The organism is Azospirillum sp. Marseille-Q6669 (genome assembly GCF_965111635.1).
Genome location: NZ_CBCOOP010000001.1, coordinates 884,749 through 904,443 on the forward strand (window position 1 = coordinate 884,749; position 19,695 = coordinate 904,443).

Below are 19,695 nucleotides of genomic sequence, written 5' to 3' on the forward strand. Positions count from 1 at the left end.
TCCAGCGAGAGGGGCTTTTTTTATGGCCGCGGCTTGGCTTGAGCGATCAAGCCCGTCAAATCAGCCGCTTACACGACGATGTTCAGATTCTGCCCGCGCGTGGCCGTGACGTTTCCGCCAGACGAGGACCCATCCGAACCGCCCTGAAGCAATGTGGCGATCGCCTGATCCTGCTGTTGCGCGGTCTGGTTCAGCGTCTTCACGCCGAAGTCCATCTGTCCCTGCGCCTGCCGCAAGCCGACCGCGGCACCCAGGGTGGAGGAGGAAATGTCGAGAGCCATCGGAGGATGCCTTCAAAGGAAACAGGCGGCCCGACGCCGTACGGTCCGCGCGGCGTCGGTCAGATGACCACGTTGACGGAACCGGTCCCCGCCGGGGGAGCGGCCGCCGCGTGGGCCACCATCGGTGTCGAGGCTACCACCGGCGACATGTGCGCGGAAGTCCCCTGTGACGGGCCGGAACGCCCCCCGCCGGCCCCGGACTGACCCGAGGCCCATCGGTGCACAGGGGAACCGTTGGCGGAGGTCCCGCTCTGTCCGGCGCCGTTCGGCTGGTCCTGCCCTTCCGAGCCGCCAACCAGAAGCTCAAGCGACGCCTTGCCGCTTTTCCGGTCCTTCTGCGCTTCACGGTACTGCCGCAGAGCCGCCTCGGTCGGTATCTGGTCGAGGGTCGCGCCGTCTTCCGGGCTGCGGAACAGCAGAACCAGCCGCGACGCGTCGGCATCGTAACGGTAGGCGGTCTTCGTGTAGCGGGCGGAGAGGGGTTCGGACTGCCCGGTCACGGGGTCCTTTGCGGGCGGAGTCCCGGTGTCGGCCCCGGTTTCAACAGCGTCGCTGTTGCGGGCCGTCATGAAGGCCAACGGCCTTGCAGCCGTTGCGGTGGCGATGGCCACGTTCATGACATTACACCGATGATTGGACAATCCAGATCATATACTGCAGCCGCACTCGTGCATTGTAAAGGGTTCGTTCACCTTTTTTCCGGCTATGCCAAAGGACGAAGTCCCATAGGCTGTTTCCGGTACGAAAGCTTCGCATTCCAGGACCATAGGAACCGTCGCCCACCCTTCTCACAGCCATGACGCTTGCGGAGGGGCGCCAGGGTGCTTAAGCCTGTATGCATGGCTATGATCGCGGAAGCGCTGACGCTCGCCCTGGACCACCATCTGGCCGGCCGGCTGGCCGAGGCCCAGCAGCTCTACAACCGCATCCTGGATGTGGACCCGGATCAGCCGGACGCCTTGCATTTCCTTGGCGTTCTGGCTGGTCAGGTGGGGGAGCAGGCGCTTGGCCTGCAACTCATCGCCCGCGCCATCGCCCAGCGACCCGAAGCGGCGGACATGCACGCCAACAGCGGCAACATCCGCCGCTCCTCGGGACAACCAGAGGCGGCGGTGGAGGATTACCGGCGTGCCGTCGCCCTCCAGCCCGATTTCGCGGAAGCCTGGACCGACATGGCGAACGCCCTGCGCAGCCTGGGCCGCTCCGCCGGGGCCATCACCGCCCTGGAGCGCGCCGTCGCCTCCGTCCCCACCCTGGCCATCGCGGTGGAACGCTTGGGCGCGCTGCGGCACGAGGAGGGGCGCCTGCTGGTGGAGCAGGGGCGCGGCACCGAGTCCCTCCGCCCGCTGGCCCGGGCCGCGGAACTGCTGCCGCTGGACGCCGACGTCGCCTTTCTCTACGGCAACGCGCTGTTCGCGATGGGGCTGCGGGAGGACTCCACCTTCGCCTACCGCAACGCCCTGGCCATCACGCCGGATTTTCCGTCCGCCGCCTTCAATCTGGGGATTGCGCTGGGTGTCGTGCACCGGCTTGAGGACTCCGCCCGTGCGCTGGAACGGGCCGCGCGCCTGGATCCACGTCATCTCGACGCCATCGACCGGTTGGTCGTCGCCCTCGCATTCCTCGGTCGGGAGGACGAGGCCGCCGCCTGGGGCGACCAAGCGCTGGAACTGAAGGACCGGACGGCCATCGACACGGCACCTGCCCTGCCCCCGTTGCCCGCTCGGCCACGCGGGGCCGAAGCGCGGCGGCACAACGTCATCGCCTTCAGCCTGTGGAGCGGCCAACCCGCCAATATCCACGACCCGGCGGAGATTTTGCGGCAGACCGTGGCGCTCTATCCGGGTTGGATCTGCCGGGTTCATCACGACGGTACCCTTGCCGCCGACCGGATGGCCGCGCTGGCCGCGGCGGGGGCGGACCTCGTGGCATTGGCCTCAGACGCGCCGACCGCCGGACCCTATTGGCGCCTGACCGCCGCCGACGACCCCACCGTGGCGCGCTTCCTCTGCCGCGATTGGGACACGCTGCCATCCACCGACGGAAGGGCCGCCGTCGATGCCTGGGTCGCCTCCGACCGGCCCTTCCACGTCCTGCGCGACGGGGTTCTGCACACGGAGGTGATGTCAGGTGGTCACTGGGGCGGCGTCGCCGGACTGCTGCCCGACCTGTTGCCGCTGGCCGAGCGCCACGCCGCCGCAGAGGCCGACCGGGCGCAGGACCATCGCTTCCTGCGCCGCATCGTCTGGCCGATGATCCGCGACCGCGCCCTGATCCACGACCGCGCCCATCCCCGGCACGGCCTGCCCTTCCCTACGGTGTGAGCGGCTACAGAACCTGCTTCGGCAGGGACAGCAGTTCCTTGCGGATCTGGCCCATGCTGGGGCGGTTGTCCGGCCCGAAGGCGATGGGGCGGCACAGATGCATCGCGGTCAGCCCGACCCGCGCGGTCAGCAGACCGTTGATCACCCCCTGCCCCATGCGGGTGGAGATGGCCGCGGCGATGGAGCCGCCCAGCGCCTCGACGGCAACGTGGTGGGCGCTTTCCGCCACCCCGGCCACCGCGAGGTTGGCGAGCATCCGCCGCAACAGTCGCAGCGACCCGACATAGCCGGGCCGCGCGCCGTAGAGCGCCGCGATCTCCCGCACCAGCTTCAGGTTCCGCCACAGCACCACGGCAAGGTCGACGACCGCCGCCGGGCTGAGCGCCGTCGCCACCGCCGTGTCACGGGAGGCGCGCAGGACGGTCTGATAGGCGCGGCGGTCCAGCGGCCCCATCACCTCGCGGTCGAGCAGGCGCAGGATCTCCGCGTCGTCGTGGGCGTCCGTCACATGGTCGCGCACCCGCTCCAGCGAGGACGCCAGATCGGCACGACCGTCATAGAGGCGGGTCAGCGACCCGGCAAAGCGCTCGGCGTGGCCCGGCTCCCCGGCCTTCGTCACGATCTCGGTGGACAGGCGCCCGGCCTCGCCGCGCAACTCCTCGATCTTGCGCAGGCGGCGCAGCGCGCGCAGTTCGCGCAGCAGCATCGCCAGCGCCGCCCCGCCGGCCACCGTCACGGCGGCGGCCACCAGGACGCCCAGCGCGGCGCTGGTGGCGAAGGCGCGGTTGAACAGGTCCCAGGTGTCGAAGCCCAGCGCGATCAGCACCAGCGCGGCGACCGAGCCGGCCAACCAGCGGCCGAGCCGGCTGCGCGGCCGGTCCTCCGCCAGCAGCGCGGGAAGGCGCTCCGCCGCCGAACCGGCCAGGGGGCCGGCGATGATCGCCTCCTCCTCCGCCGCGGGGACGGCGGCGGCGCGGGTGGGGTCCAGTTCCATCGGCGGGACCCAGTGGCGGTCGCTGGTGCGCTCGCTCATTCCAGATAATCCCCCAGCAGGAACTGCATGGCCTGATCCAGCCGGATGTGCGGCAGGCCGCGCGCCTCGCGGGAGAGGTCAGCGGGCGGCTGGAAGGCCATGAAGTTGTAGGGCCGCTCCTGCCCCGGCGGGAAGTCGGCGTCCTCGGGGATCTCGCCGGGGAACAGCACGGTCGGGCGGTCGCGGCCGAGCGGCACACCGCGCACGCAGCGCAACTGCCGTCCCTCATGCTCGGTCACCACCGTCTCGGTGGATTTCAGGGCGGCGATGGCCATGGTCTCCACCTGCGCCCCTTCGAAGCGGATGCCGGCGCGGGCGTCGGACACCAGCCGGTCCAGCAGATGGCGCAGGCTGTTGTGCTGGTGCGAGGCGACATGGTCGGCCTTGGTCGCGGCAAACAGCACGCGGTCGATCTTCCGGCCCAACAGCCAGTCCAGCCAACTGCTGGACCCGTGGCGGAAGGGCTCCAGACTCAGTTCCAGGGCGCGCTTCATGTCCGCCATGCCCGCAGGACCGGAATTCAGCGCGCCCAGCACGTCGATGAGGACGATCTGGCGGTCGAGCCGTGCGAAATGCTCGGCGAAGAAGCGGCGGACCACCTTGGATTTGTACGCCTCGTAGCGATCCTCCATCAGCGCCCACAGGCTGCCGCGGGTGCGAGGGCGGTCACCCGGCAACGGGCAGAAGGTCAGCAGCGGCGCGTTCGCCATGTCGCCCGGCTCGACGAAGCGCCCCGGCTGGATCAGGCTCAGCAGATTGTCGGAGCGGCGGCAGGCGTGCAGGTAGTCGGTGAACAGCGCCGCGCCGCGCCGCGCCTGCTCCTCCTCCGCCGGGGCCGCCGTGTCGATGGTGGCGAGCCAGCCGCGCCAGGACACCGACAGCTCGTCGCGCGGCGCACGCCCGGCCAACTCCAGGGTGAGCGCGCTCCATTCCGCGAAGGACTGGTGGAGCAGCGGCAGGTCGAGCAGCCATTCGCCGGGATAGTCCACGATGTCGAGATTCAGCGTGGCGACCGGCTGCACCGTACGCTTCAGCATCGCGTTCGGGCGGTAGCGCATGGACAGGCGGAGTTGGCTGATGCCCCGCGTCTCGGTCGGCCAGTGGGGCGCCGGCCCGGTAAGCTCGGCCAGCCGCTGCTCAACCTCGAAACGAGGAACCTGGGCGTCGGGCTGCGGGCGCAGGCGCGAGGCCTGGAAGCGGCCGGAGGACACCACGTCGAGGAAGGGAAGCCGCCCGGCCTTCAGCAGGTTGTCGACCAGCGATGTGACGAAGACGGTCTTGCCGGCTCGCCGCAGCCCGGTGACGCCGAGACGGACGTCCTGCTCCAGAATGCCGCCGGAAACGAGATCGCCGGCTCGCCCCAACAGGCGCGAGCCGGCGTCGTACAAGTCGTTGAAGATGGGCAGGCGCACGGTCAGCCGGTCCGTATAGGGGACGATTGCCCCTCTATATGGGGGACCGTCCGCCCACGCCTATACCCAGACCGGTGCTTTAGGACGCGCCGAAGTCGAGGTTCCAGGCCTCGTAGCGCTCCGGATCGTTCTCCCAGTCCTCGCGCACCTTGACGAACAGCATCAGGTGGACGCGCTGTTCCAGCATCTCCTCAAGCTCGGTGCGGGCGGCCTGCCCCAGCGCCTTGATCCGGGTGCCCTGCTTGCCGAGCACGATGGCCTTCTGGCTGTCGCGCTGGACATACACGACCTGGGAGATCTTGACCGACCCGTTCTCGAACTCCTCCCACTGCTCGGTCTCGACCGTCGCCGCGTAGGGGAGTTCCTGGTGAAGCTGCTGGAACAGCTTCTCGCGGGTGATCTCCGCCGCCAGAAGGCGCATCGGCATGTCCGAGATCTGGTCCTCCGGGTAGTGCCAGGGGCCTTCCGGCATGCGGGCGGCCAGGAAGCCGCGCAGATGCTCGACGCCGTCGCCCGTCGAGGCGGACAGCATGAAGATATCGGTAAAGATGCCTTCCTGGTTGAAGCTGTCGGCGAGGCCGAGCAGCTTCTCGCGCGGGACGAGGTCGATCTTGTTCAGGATCAGGATCGCCTTGCGGCCCTGCTCCTTCAAGCGGGTGATGATGCCCTGGGTGTCCTGGTCGATCCCACGGCGCGACACGTCGAACAGCAGGCCGACCAGATCGGCGTCCTCCGCCCCCTGCCAGGCCGCCGCCACCATGGCGCGGTCCAGACGGCGCTTCGGCTTGAAGATGCCCGGCGTGTCCACGAAGATGATCTGGCTGTCGCCGGCGATGGTGATGCCGAGCACGCGCGTGCGGGTGGTCTGCACCTTGGAGCTGACGATCGACACCTTGGAGCCGACCATGGCGTTCAGCAGGGTCGACTTGCCGGCGTTCGGCGCGCCGACCAGGGCGACAAAGCCGCAGCGGGGGTTTTCGGGCACATAGGCAGCCTCTTCGGCGCCCTCTTCCGGGCCGCCCTCTTCAAGATCAGCGTCCACGCTCTCGCTCACGCCCTCGTCCTTATCGTCGAAATCGTCGTTTTCAAACTTGTCGCGGCCGTCAGTCATCGACCTGCACTCCCAATTGGCGCAGCAAGGCGCTGGCCGCTTTCCGTTCGGCGACCCGCTTGGACGGGCCTGTGGCCGTCACCGGCTCCATGCCCTTCAGCCGGACCGCGATGCGGAACACCGGCTCGTGCGCCGGGCCGCTCTGCTCGATCAGTTCATAGGTGGGAAGGGGCCGCCCATTGCCTTGCGCCCATTCCTGCAACGCCGTCTTGGAGTCCAGCGGCGGCGGCTCCGCGCGGTCGATCTGCCCGGCCCAGGCGGAGCGGATGAAGTCCCGCGCCTTGTCCATGCCGCCGTCCAGATAGAGCGCCCCGATCACCGCCTCGCAGGCGTCGGCCAGGATGGTGCGGTTGCTGCGGCCGCCGCCCTGAGCTTCCGACGGTGACAGGCGCAGGTAGCGCCCCAGCCGGAGCGCGTCGGCGACGCGGCTCAGCGCCTCCCGACGGACCAGCGAGACGTGCCGCTTGGCGAGCGCGCCCTCGCGTTCGTTGGGGAAACGTTCCAGCAGCCATTCCGCGATGACGAGGCCGAGCACCCGGTCACCCAGGAACTCCAGGCGCTCGTAGGCGAGGCCCGGCCCCTGCTCGGGCCGTCCGCCGCGGACGTTGCGCTCCAGCCCCATCAGGCTGGGATGGGTGACCGCGTCGGCCAGCCGTTGCGGGTCGGCAAAGCGGTGGCCGATGGCCGCGGCCAGTTCCGCAAGGTCGGCGGAATCGGCGCTCACGTCCGCGTCGGACGCCATGGGGGTCCCCCGTTCTTCAGGGCTCACAATAATCGGTCTCCGCGCCCCGGTGCTGTGCGGGGCTCACTTCACGGCGTTGAACAGGCGGCTGAACCGCAGGTCCGCCGGCCAGCGCCACACCTCGAAGAAGCGGGTTCCGTCCTCCAGAGAGAAGAACAGGAATTCGGCGCGCCCGACCAGATTTTCCATCGGGACATACCCCACCTGCGACGGGACGCGGCTGTCCAGCGAGTTGTCGCGGTTGTCGCCCATCATGAACAGATGGTTCGCCGGCACCTTGAAGGCCGGGGTGTTGTCGAGCGGACCGTTGTCCGACTCCTCGATGATGCGGTGGCTGCGCCCGCCCGGCAGGGTCTCCACATACTGGGCAATGCGGACCTCGCGCCCCAGCGCGTCGCGGGACACATAGTCCTCGATGCGCTCGCGCTTCACCGGCTGGCCGTTGATGTGCAGAACGCCGCCGGTCACCTGGACGGTGTCGCCCGGCAGGCCGATGACGCGCTTGATGTAGTCGGTCTTGTTGTCGCGCGGCAGCTTGAACACGGCGACGTCGCCGCGCTCCGGCGCGTGGCCCATGATGCGGCCCTCGAACAGCGGCAACCCGAAGCCGACCGTGTACTTGCTGTATCCGTAGGAGAACTTGGACACGAACAGGTAGTCGCCGATCAGCAGCGTCGGGATCATCGACCCGGACGGGATGTTGAAGGGCTCGAAGGCGAAGGTCCGCACGCCGAAGGCAATGATGACCGCGTAGAAGACCGTCTTCACCGTCTCGGCAAAGCCGCCTGTCTCTTTGGATTTGCCGGTCAAGGCGGTCTCTCTGTTCATGGTCATGCGGGGGGTGCCGTGGAGGTGGTGATGGACGTGTCGGTGGAGGTGTCGGCCGGTTCGGCGCTGATGATGACGAAGGCCTCCGCCATGGGGTACTCGTCGGTCAGCGTCACGTGGATGCGCGCCTGCATACCCGGCGGGGTGATCGCCTGCAGCCGTTCCAGTGCGCCGCCGGTCAGGCGCATGGTCGGCTGGCCGGAGGGCAGGTTCACCACCCCCATGTCGCGCCAGAACACGCCGTCGCGGAAGCCGGTGCCCAGCGCCTTGGAGCAGGCCTCCTTGGCGGCGAAGCGCTTGGCGTAGGTGGCGGCCCGCGCGCTGTGCTTGCCGGCGGCCCCAGCGCGGCGCTCCGACTTGGCGCGCTCCACGTCGGTGAAGATGCGGGCGATGAAACGGTCGCCGAAACGGTCCAGCGACTGCTCGATCCGGCGGATGTCGATCAGGTCGTTCCCGATGCCGAGGATCATGAGACGCCCCCAGCCCCACCGGTACCGACAGCCGCACGGGCGTCCTTCATCACGGCGCGCATGCGCTGGAGCGTGTTGCCCAACCCGACGAAGATCGCTTCGCCGATCAGGAAATGGCCGATGTTCAACTCAACGATGGTCTGGATGGCGGCGACCGCCCCGACCGTCTCGTAATTCAGTCCGTGGCCGGCATGGCATTCCAGGCCGATGGCTTCGGCGTGGGCCGCCGCCCGGACGATGCGCTCCAGCTCCGCCGTGCGTTCCGCCCCGGCGGGCGCGTCGCAATAGGCGCCGGTGTGCAGTTCCACCACGGGCGCGCCCAGCGCCTTCGCGGCGTCGAGCTGCGCCGGCTCCGGGTCGATGAACAGCGAGACGCGGATGCCCGCAGCGCCGAGATCACCGACGTAGCGCTTCAGGTTGTCCATCTGCCCGGCGACGTCCAGCCCGCCTTCGGTGGTGACCTCGGTGCGCTTCTCCGGGACGAGGCAGCAGGCGTGCGGCTTGTGGCGCAGCGCGATGCCGAGCATCTCGTCCGTCGCCGCCATCTCCAGGTTCAGCGGCAGCCGGATCTCCGCCATCAGCCGCTCGATGTCGGAATCGACGATGTGGCGGCGATCCTCGCGCAGGTGGGCGGTGATGCCGTCGGCCCCGGCCTCGGCGGCGAGCTTTGCCGCACGCACGGGATCGGGGTAACGCCCGCCCCGCGCGTTGCGGACGGTCGCCACATGGTCGATGTTCACGCCGAGGCGCAGAGGGCGGGGCATAGGCTCGAAACTCCGGTGTCGCGCCGGTCCCGCATCCTGCATCCGGCGGGTACCGGTTCTCCCTGCTATATAGCGGTGGCGTCGCGTCGCGTCACGCCGTCATTCGACGACGTGATGCGCGGCGATCCGCGCGGCGAGCGCCTTCAGCTCCTCGATGGGCGGGTCGTGGCGCGGCCAGACCAGATCGGCGCCGTCGTTTTCATAGCGCGGCACCACATGCACATGGATGTGCGGCACCGTCTGCCAGCCCGCCGGCCTGTTCGTCTGGAGAAGCGTGATCCCCTCCGGCGAAAAGGCCGCCTGGACGGCGTGGGCGACCTTGTGGACGGTGCGGAACAGGGCGGCCGCCTCGTCCTCCGTCACGTCCAGGATGGTCGGGGCCGGGCGCTTCAGCGCCACCAGCACATGGCCGGGATTGACCTGCCCGGCGTCCATGAAGGCGAAGGTCTCCGCATCCTCGTACACCACGGCGCAGGGCAGCTCCCCAGCGATCAGGCGGCTGAAGATGGTCGGGCTGGACATGCTTCCCTCGCTCCTGATGGGCGCTCTGGGCGGGCACAGCCGCGCGGGCTCGCTCACCGCCCGCGGGCGCGCTCCACCGCGTTGATGGCGGGGGTGGCGCGCAGGGCCGCCATGATGTTGGTCAGATGCTTGGCATCCTTCACGTCGATGTCGATCAGCAGCTCGAAGAAGTCGGTGTTGCGGCTGGTGATCTTCAGGTTCGTGATGTTGCCGCCGTTCTTGCCGATGACCGTGGACAGCGTGCCAAGTGAGCCCGGCTCGTTGTTGACCACCAGCGAGATGCGCCCGACATGCTCCTCCGGGCTGTCCGGCCCAATGTCCCAGGCGACGTCGATCCAGCGTTCCGGCGACTCGTGGAAGCTCTCCAGCGTCTCGCAGTCGATGGTGTGGATGGTCACGCCCTTGCCGGTGGTCACGATGCCGACGATGCGGTCGCCCGGCAGCGGGTGGCAGCAGCGGGCGTAATGGACCGCCATGCCGGGGATCAGGCCGCGGATCGGCAGCGGCGCGTTGTTGCCCTTCGCCTTCGGCTTGGGCTTCGGCACCGTGATGGCGTTCTTGTCGTCGCCTTCCTTGGGTGTCGCCACATGCGGCTTGTGGCCGGGGAAGACGGCGTGGAAGACCTCGCGGCCCGAATGCAGACCCGACCCGACGCTGGCCATCAGATCGTCGGCGCTTGGCTGCTGGAAGATCTTGATGACGCCTTCCAACGCCTTTTCCGAGAACTCGTAACCTTCCGACTTGAACTGGCGCTGCAGGATGGCGCGGCCCAGTTCGATGTACTGGGTGCGCTGTTGGGTGCGCAGGAACTTGCGGATGCGCGCCCGCGCCTTGCCGGTGACGACGAAACGTTCCCAGCCCGGAACCGGGGTCTGGGCCTTGGACGTGATGATGTCGACCTGATCGCCGTTCTGCAGCTGCGTGCGCAGCGGCAGCATCCGCGCGTTGATCTTGGCGCCGACGCAATGGTCGCCGACCTCCGAGTGGACGGCGTAGGCGAAGTCCACCGGGGTGGCGCCGCGCGGCAGCGCGATCAGGTCGCCCTTGGGCGTGAAGCAGAAGACTTGGTCCTGGAACAGCTCCAGCTTGGTGTGTTCCAGGAACTCCTCGGGCTTCTGGGCGTGCTCCAAGATGTCCAGAAGCTCGCGCAGCCAGCGGTACTCACGCCCCTGCTGGGTGCGCGGCTCGCCCTGCTTGTAGGCCCAGTGGGCGGCGACGCCGAGTTCGCAGATCTCGTGCATGTCGCTGGTGCGGATCTGCACCTCGATCCGGTTGCGCTCCGGGCCGATCACCCCGGTGTGGAGCGAGCGGTAGCCGTTGGGCTTGGGCGTCGAGATGTAATCCTTGAAGCGCCCCGGAACGACCGGGTAGTGGGCGTGGATGACGCCCAGCGCCTGATAGCATTCCGGCACCGTGTCCACCATGATCCGGAAGGCCATGATGTCCGACAGCTGCTCGAAGCTGACATTCTTGCGCTGCAGCTTGCGCCAGATCGAATAGGCGGTCTTCTCGCGCCCGGTGACCCCGGCGTTGGGCAGCCCCTCCTCGGCCAGCGTGCCACGGAGTTCCTGGATGATCCGCTGGACGCGGTTCTCGCCCTCGGTCCGCAGGCGGGAAAGCTGGGCCAGGATGCTGTCGCGGGCGTCCGGATTCAATTCCGCGAAGGAGAGATCCTCCAGCTCGTCCTTGACCTGATGCATGCCGATCCGCTCGGCTAGGGGAGCGTAGATCTCGATCGTTTCGCGGGCGATGCGCTTGCGCTTGTCCGGGTTCTTCAGATGGAACAGCGTGCGCATGTTGTGCAGCCGGTCGGCCAGCTTGACCAGGAGGACGCGGATGTCCTCCGACATCGCCAGCACCAGCTTGCGGAAATTCTCGGCCTGCTTGGCCTGCTCGCTGTGCAGTTCCAGGCGCGACAGCTTGGTCACGCCGTCGACCAGACGGGCGATCTCCTTGCCGAAATGCTTCTCGATGTCCTCCAGCGTGGCGACCGTGTCTTCGACCGTGTCGTGCAGCAGCGCCGTCGCGATGGTCCCGGCGTCCAGCTTGAGCTGGGTCAGGATGCCTGCGACTTCCAGCGGGTGGAGGAAATAGGGATCGCCCGAGGCGCGGGTCTGCGAGCCGTGCGCCTTCATGGAGAAGACGTAGGCGCGGTTGAGCAACTCCTCGTCCGCCGAGGGGTCGTACGCCTTGACGCGTTCGACAAGCTCATATTGCCGGATCATGGCACCCGACCCGGCGCAGCGTGCGCCATGAAGTTTCGCAAACGATTGGTTGGTCGACGGAAAGGGGGGCCGTCGGCCCCCACAGCCGGTCGCTGTCGGTCAGCGTCAGAGATCCCCGTCGGCATCGCGGCCGACGACGTCGTCCTCGGTCTCGCCGAAGGCCGCCGCCGGGTCGCTCTCCATGTCGGACAGCAGGTCGTCGCCTTCGCCGACCTCCTCCGCCTCGCTCATCCCGTCCTCATCCTCCAGCGACGTGTCGCCGCGGGCGGCCCAGTCGTGCTCGCCGGCCATCAGCTCGACGATCTCCTCCTCGGGCTCGTCCGGCTCGACATGCTTCTGGTGGCCCTTGATCAGGGCGTTCTTCAGATGATCCAGCATCACCGTCTCATCGGCGATCTCGCGCAGGGCAACGACCGGATTCTTGTCGTTGTCGCGATCGATCGACAGCGGGGCACCGGACGCGACCTCTCGCGCGCGCTGGGCCGCCATCATGACCAGTTCAAACCGGTTCGGAACCTTGAGGACGCAATCTTCGACGGTAACGCGAGCCATACCAAACCAACTCCGGGATCTGCGAAGGCATCCGAATATATTGATGCGTTCGCGCCTGCGCAAGCGCTTCGAGCCCTGTCGGGTGCGGCCGCCGTACCCCGCCCGCGGCGCGACCCTGCCCGCGCTCCCCCTTGCTCGCGCGTAGACGACCTCCTACTTTACTTATCTGGTGAATCGCAATTTCGCGTATGCCTGACATATAATTCAATCCATCGTGGAAGGATTACGGAATTGGATCGGAATACGACTTTGCCGAAAGATGTTACGAAGCTCTTTTATAAGGAAGAGCGTCTGGCGATGTTCATCGACGGCGCCAATTTGTACGCGGCTGCCCGGTCCCTGGGCTTCGATATCGACTATAAGCGTCTTCGCGACGGCTTCGCCTCCGAAGGGCGACTGGTGCGCGCCTTCTACTACACCGCGTTGGTGGAGGATCAGGAATATTCGCCGATCCGGCCGCTGGTCGATTGGCTGGACTACAATGGCTACACCATGGTGACCAAGCCGACCAAAGAGTTCACGGACGCCTCAGGCCGGCGCAAGATCAAGGGCAACATGGACATAGAGTTGGCCATCGACGTGATGGAGATGGCCGAGCGCGTCGACCACATCCTGCTGTTTTCCGGCGACGGCGATTTCCGCCGGCTGGTCGAGGCGGTGCAGCGCAAGGGTGTGCGGGTCAGCGTCATCAGCACCGTGCGCTCCCAGCCGCCGATGGTCGCCGACGAGTTGCGCCGTCAGGCCGACAACTTCATCGAGCTTCAGGACCTCGCCCCCAGCATCGCCCGAGTCCACCATCACCGCGAGTCGATGGGGAGTCCGGGCGCTCCGGGTGTGCCGGACATGCCCGGCCAGGGCGGCCCCTACGCCAACTTCTGAGCGACGCCGCTCACCGCGGGGGCGCTTTCCGGTCAGCGCCCCGCGACGGTGACTTTCAGAGCGCCGGCCGGAAGCTGGAACATCATCAGATAGGTCCGCTGGAGCGGGCTGCGGTTGTCGTCGGAAACGATGTAGACAAGCAGGTCGCCCTCCTCACCGGGCCGCACCGCCAATCCTTCGAAATTGTCGGTCAGCAGCGGCGGCTCCAGGCGCGCCAGTTCCACCCCATCCATCGTCGCGCCACCGCGCAGAGAGTCCGCCGGCACATGGACGATGCGCGCCGCCCAGCCGCCCAGCAGGGACACCCGCCGCTCCAGCACCAGCACCCCACCGTCCGGCAGCGGTGCCGCAGCAGTGGGGCGGAAGCGCGGCGCGGCGCGGTAGGTCAGCGGCTGCCAGTCTCCCCGCGTTTTCAATGCGGCGGAAGCGATCCAGGCGTGGCGTTCGCGGACGCCGTCGTCGTCGCCCTCCTCGATGGCCAGGATGCGGCCGTCCGGCAGCGCGGCCAGCGCCTCGACCCCGCCGTTCGCGGGGGCGTTTTCCAGACCGGGCGGCACCGGAAGCTTCCGCGGGGTTCCCTCCGGCCGGTTGGCGCCATCGTAACGGAGGATGCGGTGATTGCGCTCGAACGGCACCAGCCAGCCGCCGCCCGGCAGACGGACGAGGTCTTCCGAATCATTGAGCCGGCCGCGGTAGTCCGGGCTCTTATCGAAGATCAGGGGACGGACATCGTAGTGTCCGGCGCCCGCCAGACGCCCCTGGGCGTCGTAGGACAGCCGCCCCGTGACGCTCTTGCCATTGTCGGAGACGGCGGCGAAACGGTCGCCCGAGTCGCTGACCCAGAGGCCCGACAAGCCCCCCACCCCCGCCCCATCGGGGAGACGGAGGGCGCCACGAAATCGCAGAGCGCCAACCTCCGCAAGAGCCGGGCGGTCCGGGTCGAGCGCAATCGGAACGGAGGACTCGGCCGGTCGGCCGTTTCCGGCCACCGCGGCGCAACCGCCGGCCACGGCCAACAGGGCGCAAAAGGGAATCGCAAGGGTTCTCAAACGCATGGCGGCACTCATGCCACGACGGGGCGGCCGGGGAAACGCATTTTCCGGCTTGCCCCGCCTGCCCGCGACTCCGACCCTTTGTCCGCCGGGATCATAAGCCCTGCCTCTCCGTCCGAACGTGGACGAACGAATTGGATATGCGCAGAGGGTTACTTCCTCAGAACCAACTCGGGAGTGGGTTCAAGCGCATAAATTGTTCTGTACCTAAGGAAAACATTGCCAAGCTTCAGCCGAGAATCGCGTGATGCCCAATCCCCTCCGGTCCCAGCCGGTCGCCCTGCCTGCTGATCGCCCCGCCACCGGTTCGGGAGCGCCGGAGGACCCAATCGCGGAGCGCATCCGCGAGTTGGAGGCCGAACTGCGCGAGCTTCAGCACCGGGCCAAGAACAGCCTTCAGCTCGTCATCAGCCTGCTCAAACTGCAGACGGGCCGCATCCGCGACCCGGACGCCCGAGCCGCCTACGAGCAGACGCTGGTGCGCATCGAAGCGCTGGCCATTCTCTACCGCCAGCTCCACGAGTCGGGCACCGGCACCCATGTGAATCTGGGCCGCTACATCGAATCCCTCGCCGACGCGGTGAAGCACGGGACGCCCGGCGGCCTCGCCAACGTGCCCATCGAGGTGAAGAGCGACCCCATCCAGATCGGCCTGTACGAGGCCATGCCGCTGGGCCTGATCACGGCGGAGCTGATCACCAACAGCCTGCACCACGCTTTTCCGGAGCAAGGCTGGATCCGCGTGTCGGTGACGCAGGAGAACAACGGGCGCGCCCGCCTGATCGTCGAGGACAATGGGCGCGCCCTGCCCGCCGGATTCGACACGACGGCGGAGGACGGGCTTATGCTGGCCGAGGCGCTGGCTGCCCAGCTCGGCGACACTCTGAACACGGAAAGCGACGCCGCCGGCACCACTGCCAGCGTGTCCTTCCCAGTGTGACGACTCAGGCTGGCTCCCCGTGGCGGTCCTGCGGGGCGTCCTCGGGACCGTGGTCGTGATGCTCGTGGGGATGCTCGGGCGGCGGAGCCGTCTTGATGGTCCCTGCGAACCAGTCGCTGATTGCCTGCACCGGATCGGTCTCCAGCGTGGTCACCGGCTCGATCCCGCGGCGCTTCATGTGCTTGATGAAGCCCTCGCCGGAGGAGCCAGTGATCACCACCCGCACCGCGTCGATGGGGTGCGGGCGCCCGTCGCCGGCGAGGTGGAGCACCTCGTCCTCGGCCAGTTCGATCCGCTCGACCTCGACGGGTGTGCCGCCCGCCTCGGCCTCGAAGACCAGGAAACGGCGGGTGCGGCCGCCATGGGTGGCGATGCTGCGGTAATCCTGCGTGCCGACGGCGAACCTCATCCCACTTTCCCCATAAAGCCCAGCAGCCTTACCGTGGCACGGCGTACCGCCGCGCACACTGAGGGAGGTCAATGCGCGTTAGAGGATTTCCGTTTCGTCAGAGCGGATAACGTCCGTCCATTTGCGCTCCAGACGGCGCAGCGTGCGGTAGGTGACCTCGAAGTCCTGGCTGTCACCGTCGCTGCGGATCAGGCCGTCCGAGTGGACGGACGCCATGTGGCGCAGCCGCTCGCACAGCTCCAGCCCTCGGGCCGACAGCTTCAGCCGGGCGGCGCGCTTGTCGCGCGGCGAGGCGGAGCGGTCCACATAACCGCTATCCACCAACTGCTTCAGATTGTAGGAGGCGTTGGAGCCGAGATAGTAGCCGCGCTCGATCAGGTCGCGCACGCTGATCTCTCCATTGGAGATGTTCAGCAGCATCATGACCTGCACCGGGCTGATGTCGTCGATGCCGATGCGGGACAGCTCGATTCGCAGAACGTCGAGGAACCGGCGGTGCATCCGTTCGATGATCCGCGCCACCTCATGGTACATCTGGGTGGCGGAGGCTTTGCGCTCCGCGTCGTTGCGCTCGGCGTCTTCGGTCGGCTGGGGCTGAACGAGCGTCGTCATGGGCCTCGGGTCTGCGTGGGGATCGGGGGAGCACGGCCTTCCTTGCCCGACGCACCGTAGGGACCTAACTGTTTAATTTATATTAACTGTGATGGCGGCACGAAGGCGCACCGGACCTTTTCCAAAGGTTGGCACGCCTTCGCCAAAGATTGGATAAGGCAAGGACTGGATAAGGTCAGATCCAGCTGTCGTCTCCACCGCCATCGCCGCCGCCGTCATCGAACGAGGGATCGTCGGTCTGATAGTCGACGTTCTGGAGGTTGTTGTCCTCCGGCGGGAAGCCCTGGTCCGCGCCCGGGTCGGCGGAGTCGCCGTAGTAATTGTTGATGATCGTCTCGCCATGGCTGGCCGTCTGGCCCGCCGCCGCTGCGGCCTCGCCGAACGGACCCGGCGAATGGCTGAGCATCGAGGAGATGGCGCTGGCCGCCAGCATGCCGCCGGCCACGCCCGCCGCGGTCTGGGCGGCACCGCTCAGGAACCCGCCGCCGCGCGGCGCGTATCCCTGCGGGCCGAAGCCGGGCTGCGGTGCGTAACCGGGCTGAGGCGGATAGCCGGGCTGCCCGTAACCGGGTTGCCCGCCCGCCTGCGGAGCGGCCCCCCACGGGCTGCGCGACGGCGCCCCGGGCGGCTGCATCGGGTTGTAAGCCGGCCCCTGTGGAGACGGAGGAACTTGAGCGGGCCGCTGCTCCGCCGGGCGGTTGCCCCCGCCAGCCCATGGGCTGCGCCCCAGCCCGAGTGCGTTGGACAGGAAGCTGCCGCCTGACGGCTGCGGTTGGGTCTGCTGGGCGCGGGCCTGCGCCTCCCTCACCTGCCGCTCCAGATCCTCGATGCGCTGCTGGGCGGCGGTCAGCGCCTGCTGCTGCACCAGGACCGATTGTGCCATGTAATAGGCGGCGGCGGGCTGGCCCTGGAGCATCTGCTGGATGAAGCGTTCCGCCTCCGGATCGCGGGGCTGGTTCTCCACCTCGCGCAGATGCGTGAACAGATCGGAAAGGAGGGTGCGTTCCTCGGGCGTCATGATCGTCTCCTGTGCGCGCTCCGTGCGGGCGCGCCATTGATGTGGCGCACCGCACCCCCGGTGCGCAAGGGTCCCGGCCCCTGCGGAGAACGCTACCCGGCCTTGCGCTCCGCCGCCTCCGCGGAGGGCTCCGACACCAGGGCCGCGCGGACGGCGTCGTCCACCCGCTCCAGCCAGACGAAGCTCAGCCGCTCGCGCACCGCCGCCGGAATGTCGTCGAAATCCTTGCGGTTGCGGGCGGGCAGCATCACCGTCTTCAGCCCCGCGCGCTCGGCGGCCACCACCTTCTCACGGATGCCGCCGACCGGCAGCACCAGACCGCGCAGGCTGATTTCCCCGGTCATCGCCGTGTCGGAACGGATGCAGCGACCGGACAGCAGCGACACCAGGGCCGTGAAGATCGCCACCCCGGCGGACGGCCCGTCCTTCGGGATGGCGCCGGCCGGGACGTGGATGTGGATGTCGAAGCGGTCCAGCCCCTCCGGGTCGAGGCCGAGATCCCTCACTCGCGACTTGACGAGGCTGAGAGCGGCCTGCGCGCTCTCCTTCATCACCTCGCCGAGTTGCCCGGTCAGGATCAGGCGGCCCGAGCCGGAAAAGCGGCTGGCCTCGATGAACAGGATGTCGCCGCCAACCGGGGTCCAGGCGAGTCCGGTCGCCACGCCGGGCACGCTGGTGCGCATCGCCACGTCGTTCTCGAATCGCGGTGGTCCGAGGATCGCCGTGAGGTCCGCCGGCTCGACCCGCATCCGCTCGACCTCCCCCTCGGCGATGCGGACGGCGGCGTAGCGCCCGACCGCACCGATCAGCCGTTCCAGTTGGCGGTTACCGGCCTCCCGCGTGTGGTCCCGGATGATCGCCCGCAGCGTGTCGTCGGGGATCACCAGCTGGTCCGCCGTCAGCCCGTTGGCGGTGAGCTGGCGGGCCAGCAGGTAGCGCTTGGCGATCTCCAGCTTCTCGTCCTCGGTATAGCCGGACAGCTCGATCACCTCCATGCGGTCGCGGAGCGGCCCGGGAATGGTGTCCAGCATGTTGGCGGTGGCGATGAACATCACCTTCGACAGGTCGAAGGGCACGCCCAGGTAATGGTCGCGGAAGGTCGCGTTCTGCTCCGGGTCCAGCACCTCCAGCAGGGCGGCCGACGGGTCGCCGTGGAAGCCCTGCCCCAGCTTGTCCATCTCGTCCAGCATCAGCACGCAATCGCGCGTCCCGGCCTTGCGGATGGCCTGGACGATGTTGCCGGGAAGCGCGCCGACATAGGTGCGGCGGTGGCCGCGGATCTCGCTCTCGTCATGGACGCCGCCCAGCGAGACGCGGGCGAAGGCCCGCCCGGTCGCCCGCGCGATGCTCTGGCCGAGCGAGGTCTTGCCCACCCCCGGCGGGCCGACGAAGCACAGGATGGGGCTGCGCCCCTCCGGGTTCAGCTTGCGCACCGCCAGGAATTCCAGAATGCGGCGTTTGACCTTCTCCAGCCCGTAATGGTCCTCGTCGAGGATGCGGCGGGCCTCGGCGATGTCGATGCGGGATTCCGACCGGCGGTCCCACGGCATCTCGATCAGCCAGTCCAGGTAGCTGCGGACCATCGAGTATTCCGCCGCCGCCTCCGGCATGCGCTCCAGGCGGCGCAGTTCCTTCTCGGCGTGCTCCCGCACGTCAGGCGGCATGCCGGCCTTGGCGATGGCGTCCTGAAGCTCGCCGATCTCGGCCTGACGCCCCTCGTCGGCCTCGCCCAGCTCCTTCTGGATGGCGCGGAGTTGCTCGCGCAGCAGGTATTCACGCTGCCGCTCGTCCATCGCCTCGCGGGTGCGCTCGCGGAGGTCGCGGGACAGCCGCAGCACCTCGATCCGCCGGGCCAGCAGGCCGCCGACCTTGTCGAGCCGCTCCGGCAGGTCGACGGTCTCCAGCACCTCCTGCTTCTCGGCGGGCTTCAGGTCCATGTAGCTGGCGGTCATGTCGGCGAGTTCGCCGGGGCTTTCGATGGCCTGCACGGCGGCCAGAAGCTCCTGCGGGGCCTGGGGCAGCAGTTGCAGCGCCTCCACCGCCTCGTTGCGCAGGTTCAGGAAGCGGGCCATGACCTCCGGCGTGGCGGTGTCGCTTTCCTCGACCATCTCGACGCGGGCGGCCATGAAGGGATGGCCCGGCACCCATTCGACGATGCGGAAGCGCTGCTGCCCCTGGCACACCAGATGGTGCGAGCCGTCGGGCGTGGTGACGTAGCGCAGGATGCTGGCGGTCGTGCCGACGCGGTGCATGTCGGCGCCGGTCGGGTCCTCCACCGCCTCGTCGCGCTGGAGCAGGATGCCGACCGGCCGCTCGGTGCGGGCCGCCTCCTGCGCCGCGGCGACCGAGCGCGCCCGCCCCACCGTCACCGGCAGCACCACCCCCGGAAACTGCACGAGGTTCCGGACGGGGATGACCGGGATCACATCCTCCGGCAACCCGGAGGCCGGCGACGAGGCGGATGGCGTCTGGGGAGCCGGCGTCGCTTCGGCAGCGTGCTCATCAGTCATTCGAACGTCCT

The 19,695-nt window shown here is 68.3% G+C and carries 20 protein-coding genes; 3 read left to right on the forward strand and 17 right to left on the reverse strand.

Annotated elements, in window-relative coordinates; genetic code table 11:
* Nucleotides 1-68 precede the first annotated feature (68 nt).
* The gene (locus ACWPXE_RS03690) at nucleotides 69-281 is read right to left on the reverse strand and encodes a hypothetical protein (protein ID WP_040134149.1); all 213 of its coding nucleotides are present in this window, start codon (nucleotides 279-281) and stop codon (nucleotides 69-71) included.
* A 59-nt stretch (nucleotides 282-340) separates the two neighbouring features.
* Nucleotides 341-898, reverse strand: coding sequence for a hypothetical protein (locus ACWPXE_RS03695; RefSeq protein ID WP_454016735.1), 558 nt, complete (start codon nucleotides 896-898; stop codon nucleotides 341-343).
* A 222-nt stretch (nucleotides 899-1,120) separates the two neighbouring features.
* Between ACWPXE_RS03695 and ACWPXE_RS03700 the strand changes: the two genes are divergently transcribed.
* The gene (locus tag ACWPXE_RS03700) at nucleotides 1,121-2,605 is read left to right on the forward strand and encodes a tetratricopeptide repeat protein (protein ID WP_454016736.1); all 1,485 of its coding nucleotides are present in this window, start codon (nucleotides 1,121-1,123) and stop codon (nucleotides 2,603-2,605) included.
* 4 nt (nucleotides 2,606-2,609) lie between these two features.
* On the opposite strand, the gene ACWPXE_RS03705 is transcribed toward ACWPXE_RS03700, so the two are convergent.
* The 10 genes from ACWPXE_RS03705 to rpoZ form a co-directional block, all read right to left on the reverse strand.
* Nucleotides 2,610-3,638, reverse strand: a complete 1,029-nt coding sequence (locus tag ACWPXE_RS03705; RefSeq protein WP_454016737.1) for a YcjF family protein — start codon at nucleotides 3,636-3,638, stop codon at nucleotides 2,610-2,612.
* On the reverse strand, nucleotides 3,635-5,050 hold the full coding sequence (locus ACWPXE_RS03710; RefSeq protein WP_454016738.1) for a YcjX family protein: 1,416 nt from the start codon (nucleotides 5,048-5,050) through the stop codon (nucleotides 3,635-3,637). Before ACWPXE_RS03710 ends, ACWPXE_RS03705 begins: the two co-directional genes overlap by 4 nt.
* A gap of 79 nt (nucleotides 5,051-5,129) precedes the next feature.
* A complete protein-coding gene (gene era / locus ACWPXE_RS03715; RefSeq protein ID WP_454016739.1) occupies nucleotides 5,130-6,161 on the reverse strand; it encodes a GTPase Era in 1,032 nt (343 codons plus the stop codon).
* Nucleotides 6,154-6,903, reverse strand: coding sequence for a ribonuclease III (rnc, locus tag ACWPXE_RS03720; RefSeq protein ID WP_237906214.1), 750 nt, complete (start codon nucleotides 6,901-6,903; stop codon nucleotides 6,154-6,156). Before rnc ends, era begins: the two co-directional genes overlap by 8 nt.
* A 63-nt stretch (nucleotides 6,904-6,966) precedes the next feature.
* Entirely contained in the window at nucleotides 6,967-7,737 is a 771-nt protein-coding gene (lepB, locus tag ACWPXE_RS03725; protein ID WP_035679215.1) for a signal peptidase I, read from the reverse strand.
* Nucleotides 7,734-8,201, reverse strand: coding sequence for a holo-ACP synthase (acpS, locus tag ACWPXE_RS03730; RefSeq protein ID WP_454016740.1), 468 nt, complete (start codon nucleotides 8,199-8,201; stop codon nucleotides 7,734-7,736). Before acpS ends, lepB begins: the two co-directional genes overlap by 4 nt.
* Nucleotides 8,198-8,965, reverse strand: coding sequence for a pyridoxine 5'-phosphate synthase (locus tag ACWPXE_RS03735; RefSeq protein WP_454016741.1), 768 nt, complete (start codon nucleotides 8,963-8,965; stop codon nucleotides 8,198-8,200). Before ACWPXE_RS03735 ends, acpS begins: the two co-directional genes overlap by 4 nt.
* Before the next feature lie 99 nt (nucleotides 8,966-9,064).
* Complete coding sequence (locus tag ACWPXE_RS03740) at nucleotides 9,065-9,487, reverse strand: HIT family protein (RefSeq protein WP_454016742.1); 423 nt, start codon at nucleotides 9,485-9,487, stop codon at nucleotides 9,065-9,067.
* Nucleotides 9,488-9,540: 53 nt separating this feature from the next.
* Nucleotides 9,541-11,712, reverse strand: a complete 2,172-nt coding sequence (locus ACWPXE_RS03745; protein WP_454016743.1) for a RelA/SpoT family protein — start codon at nucleotides 11,710-11,712, stop codon at nucleotides 9,541-9,543.
* Nucleotides 11,713-11,817: 105 nt separating this feature from the next.
* A complete protein-coding gene (gene rpoZ / locus ACWPXE_RS03750) occupies nucleotides 11,818-12,264 on the reverse strand; it encodes a DNA-directed RNA polymerase subunit omega (RefSeq protein ID WP_237906219.1) in 447 nt (148 codons plus the stop codon).
* A gap of 297 nt (nucleotides 12,265-12,561) precedes the next feature.
* On the opposite strand from rpoZ, the gene ACWPXE_RS03755 reads away from it, so the two are divergent.
* The gene (locus ACWPXE_RS03755; protein WP_454016744.1) at nucleotides 12,562-13,143 is read left to right on the forward strand and encodes a LabA-like NYN domain-containing protein; all 582 of its coding nucleotides are present in this window, start codon (nucleotides 12,562-12,564) and stop codon (nucleotides 13,141-13,143) included.
* Between the two features lie 32 nt (nucleotides 13,144-13,175).
* On the opposite strand, the gene ACWPXE_RS03760 is transcribed toward ACWPXE_RS03755, so the two are convergent.
* The gene (locus ACWPXE_RS03760) at nucleotides 13,176-14,006 is read right to left on the reverse strand and encodes an esterase-like activity of phytase family protein (RefSeq protein ID WP_454016745.1); all 831 of its coding nucleotides are present in this window, start codon (nucleotides 14,004-14,006) and stop codon (nucleotides 13,176-13,178) included.
* A 436-nt stretch (nucleotides 14,007-14,442) separates the two neighbouring features.
* Between ACWPXE_RS03760 and ACWPXE_RS03765 the strand changes: the two genes are divergently transcribed.
* Complete coding sequence (locus tag ACWPXE_RS03765; RefSeq protein ID WP_014198731.1) at nucleotides 14,443-15,135, forward strand: sensor histidine kinase; 693 nt, start codon at nucleotides 14,443-14,445, stop codon at nucleotides 15,133-15,135.
* 4 nt (nucleotides 15,136-15,139) lie between these two features.
* Here ACWPXE_RS03765 and ACWPXE_RS03770 read toward each other — a convergent pair whose 3' ends face one another.
* From ACWPXE_RS03770 to lon, 4 genes are all read right to left on the reverse strand, one after another.
* Nucleotides 15,140-15,544 carry a NifB/NifX family molybdenum-iron cluster-binding protein gene (locus ACWPXE_RS03770; RefSeq protein WP_454016746.1) on the reverse strand — a complete coding sequence of 135 codons (405 nt, stop codon included), beginning with the start codon at nucleotides 15,542-15,544 and terminating at the stop codon, nucleotides 15,140-15,142.
* Nucleotides 15,545-15,622: 78 nt separating this feature from the next.
* Nucleotides 15,623-16,156, reverse strand: coding sequence for a MarR family transcriptional regulator (locus ACWPXE_RS03775; RefSeq protein WP_454016747.1), 534 nt, complete (start codon nucleotides 16,154-16,156; stop codon nucleotides 15,623-15,625).
* A gap of 175 nt (nucleotides 16,157-16,331) precedes the next feature.
* Nucleotides 16,332-17,174: a DUF2076 domain-containing protein gene (locus ACWPXE_RS03780; RefSeq protein ID WP_454016748.1), complete on the reverse strand. Its 843-nt coding sequence runs from the start codon at nucleotides 17,172-17,174 to the stop codon at nucleotides 16,332-16,334.
* Between the two features lie 92 nt (nucleotides 17,175-17,266).
* On the reverse strand, nucleotides 17,267-19,684 hold the full coding sequence (lon, locus tag ACWPXE_RS03785) for an endopeptidase La (protein ID WP_454016749.1): 2,418 nt from the start codon (nucleotides 19,682-19,684) through the stop codon (nucleotides 17,267-17,269).
* Nucleotides 19,685-19,695 lie beyond the last annotated feature (11 nt).

Excerpts from the sequence above, each read along its gene's own strand:
- lon (WP_454016749.1), bottom strand. The coding sequence starts at position 19,684 with ATGACTGATGAGCACGCTGCCGAAGCGACGCCGGCTCCCCAGACGCCA.
- ACWPXE_RS03705 (WP_454016737.1), bottom strand. The coding sequence starts at position 3,638 with ATGAGCGAGCGCACCAGCGACCGCCACTGGGTCCCGCCGATGGAACTG.
- ACWPXE_RS03745 (WP_454016743.1), bottom strand. The coding sequence starts at position 11,712 with ATGATCCGGCAATATGAGCTTGTCGAACGCGTCAAGGCGTACGACCCC.
- ACWPXE_RS03755 (WP_454016744.1), top strand. The coding sequence starts at position 12,562 with ATGTTCATCGACGGCGCCAATTTGTACGCGGCTGCCCGGTCCCTGGGC.
- ACWPXE_RS03740 (WP_454016742.1), bottom strand. The coding sequence starts at position 9,487 with ATGTCCAGCCCGACCATCTTCAGCCGCCTGATCGCTGGGGAGCTGCCC.
- rnc (WP_237906214.1), bottom strand. The coding sequence starts at position 6,903 with ATGGCGTCCGACGCGGACGTGAGCGCCGATTCCGCCGACCTTGCGGAA.
- ACWPXE_RS03770 (WP_454016746.1), bottom strand. The coding sequence starts at position 15,544 with ATGAGGTTCGCCGTCGGCACGCAGGATTACCGCAGCATCGCCACCCAT.
- ACWPXE_RS03695 (WP_454016735.1), bottom strand. The coding sequence starts at position 898 with ATGAACGTGGCCATCGCCACCGCAACGGCTGCAAGGCCGTTGGCCTTC.
- rpoZ (WP_237906219.1), bottom strand. The coding sequence starts at position 12,264 with ATGGCTCGCGTTACCGTCGAAGATTGCGTCCTCAAGGTTCCGAACCGG.
- ACWPXE_RS03775 (WP_454016747.1), bottom strand. The coding sequence starts at position 16,156 with ATGACGACGCTCGTTCAGCCCCAGCCGACCGAAGACGCCGAGCGCAAC.
- ACWPXE_RS03690 (WP_040134149.1), bottom strand. The coding sequence starts at position 281 with ATGGCTCTCGACATTTCCTCCTCCACCCTGGGTGCCGCGGTCGGCTTG.
- ACWPXE_RS03700 (WP_454016736.1), top strand. The coding sequence starts at position 1,121 with ATGGCTATGATCGCGGAAGCGCTGACGCTCGCCCTGGACCACCATCTG.
- ACWPXE_RS03735 (WP_454016741.1), bottom strand. The coding sequence starts at position 8,965 with ATGCCCCGCCCTCTGCGCCTCGGCGTGAACATCGACCATGTGGCGACC.
- ACWPXE_RS03765 (WP_014198731.1), top strand. The coding sequence starts at position 14,443 with ATGCCCAATCCCCTCCGGTCCCAGCCGGTCGCCCTGCCTGCTGATCGC.
- era (WP_454016739.1), bottom strand. The coding sequence starts at position 6,161 with ATGACTGACGGCCGCGACAAGTTTGAAAACGACGATTTCGACGATAAG.
- lepB (WP_035679215.1), bottom strand. The coding sequence starts at position 7,737 with ATGACCATGAACAGAGAGACCGCCTTGACCGGCAAATCCAAAGAGACA.
- acpS (WP_454016740.1), bottom strand. The coding sequence starts at position 8,201 with ATGATCCTCGGCATCGGGAACGACCTGATCGACATCCGCCGGATCGAG.
- ACWPXE_RS03780 (WP_454016748.1), bottom strand. The coding sequence starts at position 17,174 with ATGACGCCCGAGGAACGCACCCTCCTTTCCGATCTGTTCACGCATCTG.